Consider the following 14316-nt stretch of genomic DNA (forward strand, 5'->3'; position numbering starts at 1 on the left):
AACAAAATGGTACACCGCATATTTGTCTATAAGTGTATCATTTTGTCTATTTATTCGCTACCTAGGGACTAGCTCCGAATGGTTAAAAAGCATGGGCTTAGAATTGAAGCCTAGTAAAACTCGCCTAGCCCATACCCTTGAAGAATACGAGGGAAATACCCCAGGGTTCAACTTCCTGGGATTTAATATACGGCAATTCCCAGTTGGGAAATATCAATCTGGGAAGAATAACGGAAAATTGCTAGGTTTCAAAACAATCATCACCCCAAGCCAAGAGAAGCAAAAGATACACTACGAGCAAGTAGCAAACATCATCTACGCCCATAGAACAGCGACTCAAGAAGCGCTAATTGGAAAACTTAATCCAATTATCCGAGGATGGGCAAACTACTACTCAACCGTCGTGAGCAAGGATGCTTACGAATATCAAGACCATTTAATCTTTTGCAAACTTAAGGCTTGGGCAAAACGCCGTCATCCCAAAAAGTCTATCCAGTGGATCATAAATAGATACTGGAAGACCATTGGCGGTAATAACTGGGCATTCGCAACCAATGCAAAAAGTGAAAACTTAATGCGGTTAAGAACGCATAGCGAGACTCCAATAGTCCGCCATGTGAAAGTTAAAGGCGAATCGTCTCCATACGACGGAAACCTGGTTGTGCGAATCGAAGCCGCACGAGAGAGTGGGAAACTCAAAGACTCCCCTGGCAAGCGCTCAAATGCCAGTGTCCATTTCCTGGGGGCATAAGGAGCAATTCTTGTGTCTCATAGCTCAGGAAAGAAGCCGAACCTAAGTAGGAAGTCACGTCCAAAAAGGAGGCAAGGGCAAAACTAATTAGGTGTAGCAACAGCGAACCTGCGATGACGCTTCGTTAAGCCGAGCTTCTGAAAGTGACTGAAACAGGAGTGTAGGGACAATAGATAATCCAAAGAATTAGGTGGATTATGTGAGCGCCTAGTCCCCGGAGTAAAGCAGGGCACCGAATTAGTTGTATCTCCATCTGGTGCGGAACGAGATAACCCCGATAGGGTCTACTGCCTAATTTCCAACGCAGTAGTAAAGAAACCGTAAGGTGACTCTAACTCCCTAGCGGGTGAGGGATGTCTTCAGAAGCGAATGCCGTCAGGACGAAAGTCCAGAGGAAAAAAGGCACAAGCCTATAACTCGACGGATAGGGCAGGTAGAAACCTGAGATACCCAACCCGAAAGGGTGCAGACGGAAGACAGGTGAATCTCTTGAAGTTCAATGAGACGGGAATGAACCTGTCAGGAAAAGTTAGATATGACTCATCGAGCCGTAAACGTAACTGACAAGAACGACACTCAATGGCAAGCCATCAACTGGCGCCAAGCCAATCGTGTAGTTAAGAACCTGAGACAGCGAATCTTCAAGGCTACTCGTGAAGGACGCTGGAAGACAGTCCGAAATCTTCAGCGATTACTTATGAAATCGCTGTCGAATATATACCTGGCTGTAAGGAGGTGTACACAACAGAACCAGGGCAAGAAAACTCCAGGCGTTGACGGATTGGTAGTTCTCAACCCCAAAGGAAGAGGAATTCTAGTGGATGCCCTCAAGAAATTCATCCCCTGGAAACCACTGCCAACTCTTCGGGTGTACATTCCAAAGCCTAATGGAAAGAAGCGTCCACTAGGAATTCCCACGCTAATAGACCGATGCCTTCAGGCAATCATACTAAACGCACTAGAACCATGCTGGGAAGCACAATTTGAACGCGCTAGCTACGGATTCCGCCCTGGCAGATGCACCCATGACGCAGCAGAGAAAATATTCAATGCTGTTCGTCCCAACAAGAAGAAAAAGTGGGTAGTAGATGCCGACATTAAAGGATGCTTCGACAACATCAACCACGAATTTCTAATAGGTCGAATTGGAAATTTTCCTGCAAGGAAACTAATACAGCAATGGCTAAAAGCAGGATATGTGGATAAGAACGTATTCCATGAAAGCGAAACCGGAACACCACAAGGGGGAATCATCAGCCCCTTACTGGCGAATATCGCACTGCATGGAATGGAGAAGGCACTAGGGGTCATCTACGAGAAAAGCGGAGGGTCACGAGGAAAACGGATTGTAGTCAGATACGCCGATGACTTTGTTATTCTCTGCGAAACCCAAGAAGACGCCAATAAAGCTAAGGACGAAATAATCCACTGGTTATTAGAGAGGGGTCTGAGCCTCTCTGAAGAAAAGACCAGAATCGTTCATATGACAGAAGGGTTTGACTTCTTGGGATGGAACTTCAGACATTACAAAGTGTCTGACAGAAAATCAGGGTACAAACTACTAATCAAACCAAGTGCCAAATCCATCAAAAACATCCGCGACAAACTCCGACAAATCTGGCTCTCTAACCGGGGCAAGGAAATTGGGGCAGTGATTACAGAGCTGACTCCCGTTGTCAGAGGATGGGCAAATTACCACCGAAAGATGGTAGCCAGCGAGGTCTTTCACGAACTCGACAAATGGATGTTCGACCGTGCTAAGAAATACGCCAAACAGAGACACCCAAACAAAAGTGACAAATGGAGAAACCAACGCTATTTCGGACGATTCAATCATGATAGGGAAGATAATTGGGTATTTGGAGACCACCAAACAGGGGCGCATATCCCAAAATTCTCTTGGTTCCACATCGAACGACACACCCTGATACCTGGTGATTATTCCCCAGATAATTCTGACCCTGACGTACAAGGATGGTTCAGGAAAAACAGGGCAAAACAAGCCAAGGACTATAATAAGTCGTGGCAAAAAATAGCCAAGAGACAAAACCATGTGTGTCCGAGGTGTGGTGACTCGCTATTCAACGGCGAGAACATACATAAACACCACTCGACCCCCAAAGCAATCGGAGGAAAGGACACATACTCCAATTATCAACTTGTCCATCTAATGTGTCATCAGCAAATCCATCATGAGAAGACACAGTGATTTGCTTGAGCCGTGTGCAGGGAAACTTGCAAGCACGGTTCTTAGGGGGGAAGGGGACAGCAATGTCCCTGCCCTACCCGACTATTGGAGTACAAGAAGGGGAAAACACCCTGAAATCTCAACAAAAGAGGCAACTCTAATGAAGAGTCAAAGGGGTAAATGTAACCATTGCGGATTGATTTTCGGAGTTGAAGATAAATGGGAAATCGACCATAAAATCCCCCGTTCCAAAGGTGGTAGGGATGAATATACCAATCTTCAACTCTTACACAAACATTGCCACGATGTAAAAACAGCCAAAGATGGTTTGGCTGGGGGTAGTATTGACAGATACCCAAGTCACTGAGGAGCCGGATGAGGTGAAAGTCTCAAGTCCGGTTTTGTAGGCGAGGCAGGTAGGCGACTACCTGACCTTAGCCAGCGGATTCTCCAAGCTAAACTTGGAAGGGACAGGCAAAAGTCCCCCTAGACGCTCAAAACAATACCCGTATCAAAGATATTGCAATTGCGCTTACTTTTAGAGTTTTTCTTACTTTCAGAGTCCATCGCACGAGCCAGATAGGTACGCTCCTCACCCTGCCATTATTCGCCCTTTAAGTATTCCGCATCAAAGGCGGATGTCTCCGTTGCCGGGATTTCTCCGCACGCTTGATGATTCTTCGCGTAGATGGTTATTCTTACTTGCTGTTTGAATTATATCAAAAACTGAAGGCGGTTGAAACCGCTACCGACTTATCCCCGTGTCTAAAGCCAGGGGCCCGGCGGGCTCGTTCTTCGGTCAACCAGTAGCCATTAACTCTAGCCCTAATACTCCTTAATAATATTATTTATCAATAAATTTAGAGGTATTCCTTTAGCTGCTATTTTCGCTAACGAGAAGCCCAATTCCGATCAAGCGCCAAAAACACTCATCATCGTGATATAACGATTTTTTTTCCTACAGATTTACATACCTGAACTCCAATCAGTGAAAATTTTTCTCAAATACCCCTTGACGAAACTACTAAAATTGTTGATTATCTATATCAATAACCTGCGATCGCTGAAAACTCCCCTGGCATCTTTCTCAAGAGGTAAATCGCCGTGACCAGCATGGCAAAAAAATCCTTCCCAGCCGAAGGAAAATCATTTCCCTGGTGGGTCGGCAAAGCCCGCTTAATCAACCTTTCGGGCCGTTTGCTAGGTACCCACGTCGCCCATGCCGGCCTCATCGTCTTCTGGGCGGGAGTCTCTACCCTATTAAAGCTTTCCCGCTTAAACCCCGAATTACCCATGTACGAACAAGGCTTAATCCTATTGCCAAACCTAGCCAGACTCGGCTTGGGCGGGGGTGCGGGAGGCAAAATTGTCGATACTATCCGTACTTCGCCCTTAGGGCGATTCACCTCTTTCTCGGCTTCGGCGGCATCTTTTACTCCCTCAAAGGGCCAGCCACCCTCGAAGCAAGAACTTTTTTCTTTGGCTACACATGGAAAGACGCAGACAAAATGACCACCATCTTGGGCATCCGCCTAGTTTTGCTGGGTGTCGCTACCTTCTTGTTGGTGGCCAAAGCTATGTATTTAGGTGGTTTATGACTGTTTTTTTCTAATATTTATGTATCGCCACTTTGATTATTTTTGTGGAGTCTGTCCGTAACATTGCCGCAAGGAGCGCATCAAATCAAGCGCTTGTATCCAATTCCTTGTTATGGGGATTTTTTTACTAAGGACTACCGCCACACATTTACAGTGCGCCCGTGCGTTGCTTGTACTAAAGATGCGATGGTTGCACTGACTTTGAACCTAAAACTGGTTTTGCCAATGCTTATCAGCAAAATTGCTATAAACTTCACAAAAATTACGCACAAATACCGAAAACCACTTTTTCACTTCCACTTTTAGTAAGGGGGATAGGTGGCTATCAGATTACCCTGGACTAAAGGGGGAGTTCAAAATTAGATATATTCTCACGGAAAATACACTTTAGGAGAATCTAAAAAATAGCACGAATAAATAACAGATAATCCCCTAGAATCCTCGTTCAACTTTTTTATTTTTTCCGACATGAATTTATACAGTGCTAACTCACTCAAAGTCGAACTAAACCAGAGAGGCTGCCGCCTGACTCCCCAGCGAGAAACTATTTTGAGTGTCTTTCAAAATCTACCGCAAGGCAATCATTTAAGTGCGGAAGAATTATACAAGACATTGCAGAATAAAGGAGAACGAATTGGCTTGTCTACTGTCTACCGAACGCTGCATTTATTAGCAAGGATAGGAATTTTGCGTGAACTAGAATTAGCAGAAGGACACAAACATTACGAACTGAATTTTCCCGAATTGCACCACCACCACCATCTGGTTTGCATTCAGTGTCACAAAACCTTTGAATTTAGCGATGAATCCATTTTAAAAATTGGCAAAAAGCAAGTTGAAAAAGCTGGGGTAGAACTGCTAGACTGTCAGTTAACTGTGCGTGCGGTTTGTTTGGAAGCGCTACGGGACGGATGGCCTTCTTTGGTACCCAGCAATTGGTTGTGTCCCAGATATCATTCAGAAACTGATGAGGAAATTAGTTGATTTGGATGAAATACACTTCGGTAATTGGTAATTGGTAATTTGTGCTTTTTTCTTCGTTATGAGCTGTTAGTTATTAGCACCTACAAATAACCAATGACAACTGACAACTGACAACTGACTGCTGACTGCTGACTGCACTTTTGCAATCAAGCAACCTCAGAATCGCAACGTTGGTGTTCCATCCGAAATATGTTAGCGTACAAACTAGCAACAATCTGTTTGCCTTCCTGAGTCAACTGCAAGTAACCGAGAGATTCACTGATGTGAGGATAAATGCCGCTCCAGTAAAACTTAGAGTAGCTTTGCAGCAAGTCGCCCGGATGTCGATAGCCCAAAAGTTTAGTAGCACCGCTTTCTTCCAACTCGTAAAACAGCGCGCCAATTTTCTGCAAATATTGCGGGTTGCTGAGCTGACCTATCAAGTCAGCACCGCGAACTAAACTAGAGTAATTAACTGCATCCTCGTCAGTGTTGCCGTCAAGCACCGAGAAACGAGTCTGTTCTATGTTCTGCTTAATTATCTCAGCATTAATTAGCTTGTGGTTGCCGAAGCGCTCGTCAATGAACAATTTAGCTCTGTCAACTCGGTAAGGAGCTAAGCTAGCGGCTGTTGCACCGGGAGCAAGTGCAATTCTCATGCCATCTTTTCCCGTAGCATACAATCCTTCTGATTCTTGGTCTTGTCGGCAAACTCCTTTGACATATCCGATGTCTTGGCACAGCAAAGAAATGATGAAGTGCAGCCAATCTTCGCAGGAAACTCCGCCCTTGCGAATGTGTTTTCCCCGCAAGATTTCTTGACCGACTAAGCTAATGCAAATGGCGTGTTCTACATTGTGATAAAGAGCGTCGCTGTTGGCGATGTTTTCTAACGCCATTGCCCCCACCCAGGCAATAATGTCAGCATAGTCTGATTTGTAGCCTCCGTAAGTGCGGCTGTACCCGTTCTGAAGTTGTTCGATGAAAGCCTCGATCAGCAGTTCTGTAGAATTAAACATACCGTGTCCTTTTACCTTAATATTTCCTTTTAACAGCGGTGCATCTATTGGGGAGTCCTCTACTTTTATGGATGAGATTTTAGTTCACAACTCATGCACCCCCTGTGCGTTGTGCTCTGTGGGTGGCAAGTGGGTGGCAATCTGAAAACTCATTGAGGCTGCTACGCCCGGGGAGTCACGAAGCAATCTCGCGCCCTGACTCAAAACTCCCAAGCAACTCAGTCCGTCACTGACACCCATCCCCGCCGTACTGCATACAGCAGCCTGCTGACAATTTTTCGATCGTCTGAACTTTTTAAACTGTGAGAATTAATTGCGTATTGAATGTGCTGGAACACAGTCCGATCGATCTTACCGGATTTCCAAATGTTCAAGTAAAGTTCGGAAATTTTATATTCAGGAATATAAGCTTTGGTTGTCATCTGCCGTCAACTCAATGTATATTTCTTATTGTCCGGCAATTTTAGATAACTTTATGTGATGTAGATCGGCTATAGACGGTGATGCGATCGCAGACTGGAGTTAAGGCGCCTCTCCTCACAATGGTAATTCGATCTAAAAAGCGCGATATTGCGATCGTCATAAATTTTGCTGACGGCTCTGAAAATCATCATAGTTGGGCCTAAATTATAGGATGTCACATACCATTCTCCCGTTGCGCTCGCCCCCTCCCAACTTGCAGCAAACAAGGAAGTTCGATCGCGGATCGCGCAAATTTCTTGCCAAAGAAACTCGCGTCGTGTACAATACAGAGTCTGGTATCCTCACTTACCCATAATTATTTTCATTCATCCCGTCCCCCCAGAGGGGAAGGGACTTTCAGTGCGGATACAGCCAAATCACTATATTCAGCAAAAAGCTAGAAATGCCGTAACTCATGCCCACTATTCAGCAACTCATCCGTTCAGCACGGGAACAAACGCAGAAAAAAACCAAATCGCCAGCTCTCAAGAGTTGCCCCCAGCGCCGCGGAGTTTGCACCAGAGTGTACACGACCACCCCGAAAAAACCCAACTCGGCGCTGCGGAAGGTGGCTCGGGTACGGCTGACCTCTGGTTTTGAAGTCACCGCCTACATCCCAGGGATCGGTCACAACTTGCAAGAACACTCGGTAGTAATGATCCGGGGCGGTCGGGTAAAAGATTTGCCCGGAGTTAGATACCACATCATTCGGGGTACATTAGACACCGCTGGGGTGAAAGACCGCAAGCAGGGTCGTTCCAAATACGGGGCCAAGCGTCCTAAAGAGAAAAAATAACACGGAACTCGCCCGATCGTCGGGGTTGGGAAGCAAAAAAAAATCCGATCGCGCCGCTCAACTGCACGCTCGATCGTCATAAATCGAGATGTGATCCCAAAACCCCAAACTCAATCATTCAAAATCAAAAATCCCAAATAGAACTATGTCTCGCCGCACAGTTATTCAAAAACGTCCAGTTCCACCAGATCCAACCTACAACAGCCGGTTGGTAAGCATGATGGTGAGACGGATCATGCAGCACGGCAAAAAATCCGTTGCCTCCAGTATCGTCTACGACGCCCTCAAAACCATCCAAGAACGCACAGGGGCTGAACCGTTAGACTTGTTTGAAAAAGCAGTCAAAAACGCAACACCCCTGGTCGAAGTCAAAGCCCGCCGGGTAGGTGGCGCCACCTACCAAGTGCCAATGGAAGTGCGTTCCGATCGCGGTACAACCCTCGCCCTCCGCTGGCTGATCAGATTTGCCCGCGCCCGCACCGGCCGCTCAATGGCCGCCAAGCTAGCCAACGAACTGATGGATGCAGCTAACGAAACAGGGAGTGCTATTCGCAAGCGCGAAGAAACTCACCGCATGGCTGAAGCTAACAAGGCTTTTGCTCACTACCGCTACTAACTGCAACAACTGGCATGGAGAAGAGCGCGATCGTGCGGTATAAAAGCATCGGGTGAGAAATTGGAAAGTGTAATAAGTTTTGAGTGTTGAGATTGCTTCTCTTGGCGCAGTTGCGATTGGTGAAGCAAACTCAAAACTCCCAAAATCAAAATTTACGCACTCAAAATTTACGCACTCTCTGAATCCTCCATGTCGCATCCTTAATATTTTTGTAAACAAATCTTGCAAAAAATATTAAAATGTAACAATAAGCTCCAGAAACTTTTGTAAGTCACTGGGGAGTGCAAAATAGGGTTACTGTGTAGTATAATAGTATTATAACAGCAACACAAGATTAAGGAGGTAGCTGTGGCACGTACCGTCCCGCTAGAAAAAACTCGCAACATCGGCATCGCAGCCCACATAGACGCGGGCAAAACAACAACAACTGAAAGAATTCTGTTCTATTCAGGCATGGTTCACAAAATGGGTGAAGTGCACGAGGGAACAGCAGTCACTGACTGGATGGAGCAAGAGCGGGAGCGGGGAATTACGATTACTGCCGCTGCTATCACCACCAGTTGGAAAGATTACAAAATCAACATCATCGACACTCCCGGACACGTAGACTTCACGATCGAAGTCGAACGCTCGATGCGAGTGCTCGACGGAGTGATCGCAGTGTTCTGCTCGGTAGGGGGAGTGCAGCCACAATCCGAAACAGTTTGGCGACAGGCCGATCGGTATAAAGTACCGAGGATCGTGTTCGTCAACAAAATGGATCGGATGGGCGCAAACTTCTACAAAGTCTACGGCCAAATTCGCGATCGAATGAGAGCGAACGCCGTACCGATCCAAATCCCGATCGGCAGTGAAGAAAACTTCCGGGGAATTGTAGACTTAGTGCAAATGAAAGCCTATATCTACAACAACGACACGGGAACTGACATCGCGGAAGTAGAAATCCCCGATGAAGTAAAGGATCTAGCCGTAGAATACCGCACCAAGCTGATCGAGTCGGTAGCAGAAACCAACGACGCCCTCACCGAGAAATACCTCGAAGGCGAAGAGTTAACGCAAGAGGAAATCCGCTTGGCCCTGCGTCACGGCACTGTCGAAGGTACGATCGTCCCCATGTTGTGCGGTTCGGCATTCAAAAACAAAGGCGTTCAGTTGTTATTGGATGCAGTCATCGACTATCTGCCGTCGCCCTTGGAAGTTCCTCCAATTCAAGGACTCCTGCCCAACGGCGACACAGCCGAGCGGTTTGCCGACGACAACGCCCCGCTGTCAGCCCTGGCCTTCAAAATCATGGCAGACCCCTACGGTCGCCTGACCTTTGTTCGCGTCTACTCCGGTATCCTCAAAAAAGGCACCTACGTCCAGAACTCCACCAAAGACAAAAAAGAGCGGGTTTCTCGCCTAATTGTACTCAAAGCGGACGATCGGATAGAAGTTGAGGAACTCCGAGCCGGAGACTTGGGAGCAGCCTTGGGTTTGAAAGACACCTTCACCGGCGACACCCTCTGCGAAGAAGGAGCGCCAGTGATTCTGGAATCTCTGTTTATTCCAGAGCCAGTCATCTCGGTGGCTGTCGAACCCAAAACCAAACAAGATATGGAGAAGCTCTCCAAAGCCCTCCAGTCGCTCTCGGAAGAAGACCCCACCTTCCGAGTCAACGTTGACCCAGAAACCAACCAGACAGTCATCGCCGGTATGGGCGAACTGCACCTGGAAATCCTGGTTGACAGGATGCTGCGGGAATTCAAAGTAGAAGCGAACGTGGGTCAGCCACAAGTAGCCTACCGCGAAACCATTCGCAAAGCCGTCCGCGCCGAAGGTAAATTTATCCGCCAAAGCGGTGGTAAAGGTCAGTACGGTCACGTCGTGATCGAACTAGAACCCACCGAAGTCGGAAGCGGCTTTGAATTTGTCTCCAAAATTGTTGGTGGCACTGTACCCAAAGAGTACATCGGCCCTGCAGAACAAGGGATGAAAGAAGCGTGCGAATCAGGTATTGTAGCAGGATATCCCGTGATTGACCTCAAAGCTACTATGGTAGACGGGTCTTTCCACGACGTAGACTCCTCAGAAATGGCATTTAAGATCGCCGGTTCAATGGCGATCAAAGAAGCCGTGATGAAGGCGTCGCCAGTGCTGCTAGAGCCTATGATGAAAGTAGAGGTTGAAGTTCCCGAAGATTACATCGGGAACGTCATCGGAGACCTCAACTCGCGTCGGGGTCAGATCGAAGGTCAAGAGACGGATCAGGGGATAGCCAAAGTTTCTGTAAAAGTTCCACTAGCAGAAATGTTTGGTTACGCCACCGACATCCGCTCGAAAACCCAAGGTCGAGGCATCTTCACAATGGAATTCAGCCATTACGAAGAAGTGCCGCGAAACGTGGCTGAAGCCATTATCGCTAAGAACAAAGGGAACTAATGATTTTGGATTTTAGATTTTGGATTTTGGATTGAATCCAAAGTCTAGAATCTAAAATCTCAAGTCTAAAATCGCTAAAAGAAACAAGGAACAGATCAAGAATGGCACGCGCAAAATTTGAACGGAATAAACCCCACGTAAACATCGGCACGATCGGTCACGTTGACCACGGCAAAACAACTTTGACCGCCGCGATTACGATGACTCTCTCTGCACTAGGTCAAGCAAAGGCTAAGAACTACGCCGACATCGACGCTGCGCCTGAAGAAAAAGCACGGGGTATTACGATTAATACTGCCCACGTGGAATACGAAACCACAGGTCGGCACTATGCCCACGTAGATTGCCCCGGACACGCTGACTATGTGAAAAACATGATCACCGGTGCTGCTCAAATGGACGGCGGCATCCTAGTAGTGTCAGCGGCAGACGGCCCCATGCCTCAAACTCGCGAACACATCCTGCTAGCTAAGCAAGTTGGCGTTCCCAGCCTGGTTGTCTTCTTGAACAAAGAAGACATGGTGGATGATGCTGAACTGTTGGAATTGGTAGAACTGGAAGTTCGCGAACTTTTGAGTTCTTACGATTTTCCTGGTGATGACATCCCCATCGTCACAGGTTCGGGATTGAAAGCTCTCGAAGCGATGCTTGCTAATCCCAAGACTGTCAAGGGCGAAAATGAGTGGGTTGACAAAATCTACAAGCTGATGGAAGAAGTAGATTCTTACATCCCCACACCAGAACGCGAAGTTGACAAGCCTTTCTTGATGGCAGTTGAAGACGTATTCTCGATTACTGGTCGGGGTACTGTTGCTACTGGTCGGATTGAGCGCGGCACAATCAAAGTCGGCGAAACAGTAGAAGTGGTTGGCATTAAGGACACTCGCAGCACTACGGTGACTGGTGTGGAAATGTTCACCAAGTCGTTGGATGAAGGCTTGGCAGGCGACAACGTGGGTCTACTGCTGCGGGGGATTTTAAAGGCGGATATTGAAAGAGGCATGGTAATTGCCAAGCCCAAATCCATCAGTCCTCATACTCAGTTTGAATCTGAAGTGTACATCCTGAAGAAGGAAGAAGGTGGCCGGCACACGCCCTTTTTCTCTGGATATCGCCCTCAATTCTACGTTCGTACCACTGACGTGACCGGCACGATCAACCAGTTCACCGCTGATGACGGTAGTGAAGCAGAAATGGTGATGCCCGGTGACCGGATCAAAATGACTGTTGAGTTGATTCACCCGATCGCGATCGAACAAGGAATGCGCTTCGCTATCCGCGAAGGCGGCCGCACCGTCGGCGCCGGCGTTGTTTCCAAAATCCTCAAGTAGGACTCCGATAACAGCTTAAGTAGCAGAAAAGCCGCCAAATGTCAATAGGCTTTTCTGCTATTTAGTGAGTAGTGAGTAGTTATAGGTTAGTGGCTAGTTGTTAGTAGTTATGGGTTAAATGTTCAATAACAAATAACAAATGACTAATGACTAATGACTAATGACTAATGACTAATGGCTAAAAATAAACTGAACCTCGAAAATTCAAGAAACAAAAATGGCAACAATTCAACAACAAAAAATTCGCATCCGCCTCAAAGCTTTCGATCGCCGAATTCTAGACGCATCCTGCGAAAAGATTGTAGATACAGCAAATCGGACAGCAGCCATAGCGATCGGCCCGATTCCCCTACCGACAAAACGACGGATTTACTGCTTGCTGCGATCGCCCCACGTAGACAAAGATTCTCGCGAACACTTTGAAACCCGCACGCACCGCCGCATCATCGACATTCAGCAGCCATCGGCCAAAACAATTGACGCTTTGATGAAACTGGATTTGCCAGCCGGCGTAGATATCGAAGTCAAGCTATAGATTGAGGGCTGGGAAAATAACAAAAAAAGGAACAAGGGAAAAATACTTTGTTCCTTTTTTTTCATTCCCGGACGCAAGGATAGTCAGAAACAAGTTTTAAAGTTGAGAATACGATCGAGGTGTTGTAAGCTGCGTTGATGGTAATGCTATGGTTGATAAGATTCTTTGCTTTTTGGAGAAATTTGCTATGATAGTTTAAGCGATCGCTATTCGATATTTCTTCAATTACCAGCTATGAACATTCAGTTGGTTGACTCCTTAATTCAAGTCATTGAATCGCTGACACCTGAAGAGAGTTTGTTGTTCCAAGAAAAACTTTCCGCTAGGGCGATTCAGAGTACACCTGGAGTCTGTGGAGGAAATGCCCGGATTCGCAACACCCGCATTCCTGTTTGGACACTCGTTTCGCTTCACCAACAGGGGGCCCATGAGGCTGAGTTACTTCGGAATTATCCAGTCTTGGACGATCGCGATCTAGAAAATGCTTGGCGTTATTACGATCGCCACCGCGAAGAAATCGATCGTATTATTATTTCTCATCAAACCGATGATTGAAAGGGTAAGATGGATAAAGTTTAAGAAAACCAGTTTTCTATCGGCAAATCTTGAAAGTTTGCATAATCAGCAACATTTCGTGTTACCAGAATCAGATTATTGACTTTAGCGATCGCTGCTATTTGTCCATCAGCATAAGACCGTGTAAGACCGATCGGGATGAGTCTTGCTCGTTAAGAAAGCGAACCACTCAGCCACTTCTTTAGTGTAGGGCAAAATCGGTAATTTTCTTTTCACTTCTTCCTGAAGATAGGCTTCGATCGCGCGGCGCATAGAATCTGGCATTCGATAACAGCCTAACAGAACTTCGTGCCAAACGTTCGAGGCAATCGCCACAGTTGATTTTGCCTCAATTAGTTTAGCCATCACATTGGCATTCGGAATAGGACGAACAGGCGGGCGAGATAATGTTAGTATCGAGTAAATAACGCAGAGTCATTCAAAGATGACCTCGCGCCCTGCCAAAGTTCGATCGCGAATTTCTCCCCAAATTTCATCAGGATTTAAACCCAGTTCATGCAGTTGATATTTTTCTCGAAATGCACCAAGAGATTCTCCAAAGCTAAGTTCGAGATGCTGCGACTGTTTGCGGCGTTGAATGTATTCGCGCAAGGCAATTTCCACTAGGGTTTCCAGGGAAATATTTCGTTCTAGTTCGATCGCCTCTTGCAGCAGCGCCGTATCCACATTCAGGCTTGTCACCATTGGCTTTCCTCTTTTAACTGCTCTTTTATTATAATAGTAATGCTTAGGCAAGAAACCGGGTTTTTACGAGCATACTTCGTTACAGCCGAGAAAACTCCAAAAAACCCGGTTTCTTAGATCGCCCTTCCTCGCACCAGATCCCAGAAACCGGGTTTTTGCCATCATACTTCGTCACAGCCGAGAAAACTCCAAAAAACCCGGTTTCTTAGATGGCGATGCGCGCGCAATTCCCCACCAAACTAAAAATACTGTCACAATAAAATGAAGACTAGCGAGAGATAAAGGGCATGACGCGAGAGGGTGCGATTCGTTGAAACGTGAATCACGGTAATCAGTCCGTACATAGCGTTTCCAGCCACAAGGCTGAACTCTCGGT

General features: G+C 46.6%; 14 protein-coding genes and 1 pseudogene. 11 read left to right on the top strand and 4 right to left on the bottom strand.

Features of this window, described 5'->3' with window-relative positions; genetic code table 11:
• The 5 genes and pseudogenes from QUB12_RS34340 to QUB12_RS34360 form a co-directional block, all read left to right on the top strand.
• The coding region (locus QUB12_RS34340) for a group II intron maturase-specific domain-containing protein (RefSeq protein ID WP_333310639.1) at positions 1-751 on the top strand (751 nt) is incomplete at its 5' end.
• Positions 752-1286: 535 nt separating this feature from the next.
• Positions 1287-2960, top strand: coding sequence for a group II intron reverse transcriptase/maturase (ltrA, locus tag QUB12_RS34345; RefSeq protein WP_333051867.1), 1674 nt, complete (start codon positions 1287-1289; stop codon positions 2958-2960).
• A 139-nt stretch (positions 2961-3099) separates the two neighbouring features.
• Positions 3100-3306 (top strand): HNH endonuclease signature motif containing protein, encoded by a 207-nt coding sequence (locus QUB12_RS34350; RefSeq protein WP_333310641.1) that lies wholly within the window; start codon positions 3100-3102, stop codon positions 3304-3306.
• A 746-nt stretch (positions 3307-4052) separates the two neighbouring features.
• Positions 4053-4537: pseudogene (locus QUB12_RS34355) on the top strand (hypothetical protein).
• Positions 4538-5005: 468 nt separating this feature from the next.
• Entirely contained in the window at positions 5006-5521 is a 516-nt protein-coding gene (locus QUB12_RS34360) for a transcriptional repressor (RefSeq protein ID WP_333147450.1), read from the top strand.
• Positions 5522-5667: 146 nt separating this feature from the next.
• On the opposite strand, the gene QUB12_RS34365 is transcribed toward QUB12_RS34360, so the two are convergent.
• Positions 5668-6519: an Npun_R2479 family HD domain-containing metalloprotein gene (locus QUB12_RS34365; protein WP_333044556.1), complete on the bottom strand. Its 852-nt coding sequence runs from the start codon at positions 6517-6519 to the stop codon at positions 5668-5670.
• Positions 6520-6737: 218 nt separating this feature from the next.
• Entirely contained in the window at positions 6738-6941 is a 204-nt protein-coding gene (locus tag QUB12_RS34370; RefSeq protein ID WP_333147446.1) for a hypothetical protein, read from the bottom strand.
• 455 nt (positions 6942-7396) lie between these two features.
• Here QUB12_RS34370 and rpsL point away from each other — a divergent pair, with 455 nt between their 5' ends.
• The 6 genes from rpsL to QUB12_RS34400 all read left to right on the top strand — a co-directional run bounded on the left by rpsL (position 7397) and on the right by QUB12_RS34400 (position 13235).
• Positions 7397-7777, top strand: coding sequence for a 30S ribosomal protein S12 (gene rpsL, locus QUB12_RS34375; protein WP_006632197.1), 381 nt, complete (start codon positions 7397-7399; stop codon positions 7775-7777).
• Positions 7778-7922: 145 nt separating this feature from the next.
• Positions 7923-8393: a 30S ribosomal protein S7 gene (gene rpsG, locus QUB12_RS34380; protein ID WP_006632196.1), complete on the top strand. Its 471-nt coding sequence runs from the start codon at positions 7923-7925 to the stop codon at positions 8391-8393.
• A 348-nt stretch (positions 8394-8741) separates the two neighbouring features.
• A complete protein-coding gene (gene fusA / locus QUB12_RS34385; protein ID WP_333310643.1) occupies positions 8742-10814 on the top strand; it encodes an elongation factor G in 2073 nt (690 codons plus the stop codon).
• A 101-nt stretch (positions 10815-10915) separates the two neighbouring features.
• Positions 10916-12145, top strand: a complete 1230-nt coding sequence (gene tuf, locus QUB12_RS34390; RefSeq protein ID WP_333147440.1) for an elongation factor Tu — start codon at positions 10916-10918, stop codon at positions 12143-12145.
• A gap of 217 nt (positions 12146-12362) precedes the next feature.
• Entirely contained in the window at positions 12363-12680 is a 318-nt protein-coding gene (gene rpsJ, locus QUB12_RS34395) for a 30S ribosomal protein S10 (protein ID WP_445251358.1), read from the top strand.
• Between the two features lie 234 nt (positions 12681-12914).
• Positions 12915-13235, top strand: a complete 321-nt coding sequence (locus QUB12_RS34400) for a DUF433 domain-containing protein (RefSeq protein ID WP_333147438.1) — start codon at positions 12915-12917, stop codon at positions 13233-13235.
• A gap of 129 nt (positions 13236-13364) precedes the next feature.
• On the opposite strand, the gene QUB12_RS34405 is transcribed toward QUB12_RS34400, so the two are convergent.
• Positions 13365-13601, bottom strand: a complete 237-nt coding sequence (locus tag QUB12_RS34405; protein ID WP_333147436.1) for a hypothetical protein — start codon at positions 13599-13601, stop codon at positions 13365-13367.
• 69 nt (positions 13602-13670) lie between these two features.
• Positions 13671-13940, bottom strand: a complete 270-nt coding sequence (locus tag QUB12_RS34410) for a type II toxin-antitoxin system VapB family antitoxin (protein WP_333147434.1) — start codon at positions 13938-13940, stop codon at positions 13671-13673.
• Positions 13941-14316 lie beyond the last annotated feature (376 nt).

Origin of the sequence: Microcoleus sp. B7-D4, assembly GCF_036705125.1 — a bacterium.
GTDB lineage: Bacteria > Cyanobacteriota > Cyanobacteriia > Cyanobacteriales > Microcoleaceae > Microcoleus.

Excerpts from the sequence above, each read along its gene's own strand:
- ltrA (WP_333051867.1), top strand. The coding sequence starts at position 1,287 with ATGACTCATCGAGCCGTAAACGTAACTGACAAGAACGACACTCAATGG.
- QUB12_RS34350 (WP_333310641.1), top strand. The coding sequence starts at position 3,100 with ATGAAGAGTCAAAGGGGTAAATGTAACCATTGCGGATTGATTTTCGGA.
- QUB12_RS34360 (WP_333147450.1), top strand. The coding sequence starts at position 5,006 with ATGAATTTATACAGTGCTAACTCACTCAAAGTCGAACTAAACCAGAGA.
- QUB12_RS34365 (WP_333044556.1), bottom strand. The coding sequence starts at position 6,519 with ATGTTTAATTCTACAGAACTGCTGATCGAGGCTTTCATCGAACAACTT.
- QUB12_RS34370 (WP_333147446.1), bottom strand. The coding sequence starts at position 6,941 with ATGACAACCAAAGCTTATATTCCTGAATATAAAATTTCCGAACTTTAC.
- rpsL (WP_006632197.1), top strand. The coding sequence starts at position 7,397 with ATGCCCACTATTCAGCAACTCATCCGTTCAGCACGGGAACAAACGCAG.
- rpsG (WP_006632196.1), top strand. The coding sequence starts at position 7,923 with ATGTCTCGCCGCACAGTTATTCAAAAACGTCCAGTTCCACCAGATCCA.
- tuf (WP_333147440.1), top strand. The coding sequence starts at position 10,916 with ATGGCACGCGCAAAATTTGAACGGAATAAACCCCACGTAAACATCGGC.
- rpsJ (WP_445251358.1), top strand. The coding sequence starts at position 12,363 with ATGGCAACAATTCAACAACAAAAAATTCGCATCCGCCTCAAAGCTTTC.
- QUB12_RS34400 (WP_333147438.1), top strand. The coding sequence starts at position 12,915 with ATGAACATTCAGTTGGTTGACTCCTTAATTCAAGTCATTGAATCGCTG.
- QUB12_RS34405 (WP_333147436.1), bottom strand. The coding sequence starts at position 13,601 with ATGGCTAAACTAATTGAGGCAAAATCAACTGTGGCGATTGCCTCGAAC.
- QUB12_RS34410 (WP_333147434.1), bottom strand. The coding sequence starts at position 13,940 with ATGGTGACAAGCCTGAATGTGGATACGGCGCTGCTGCAAGAGGCGATC.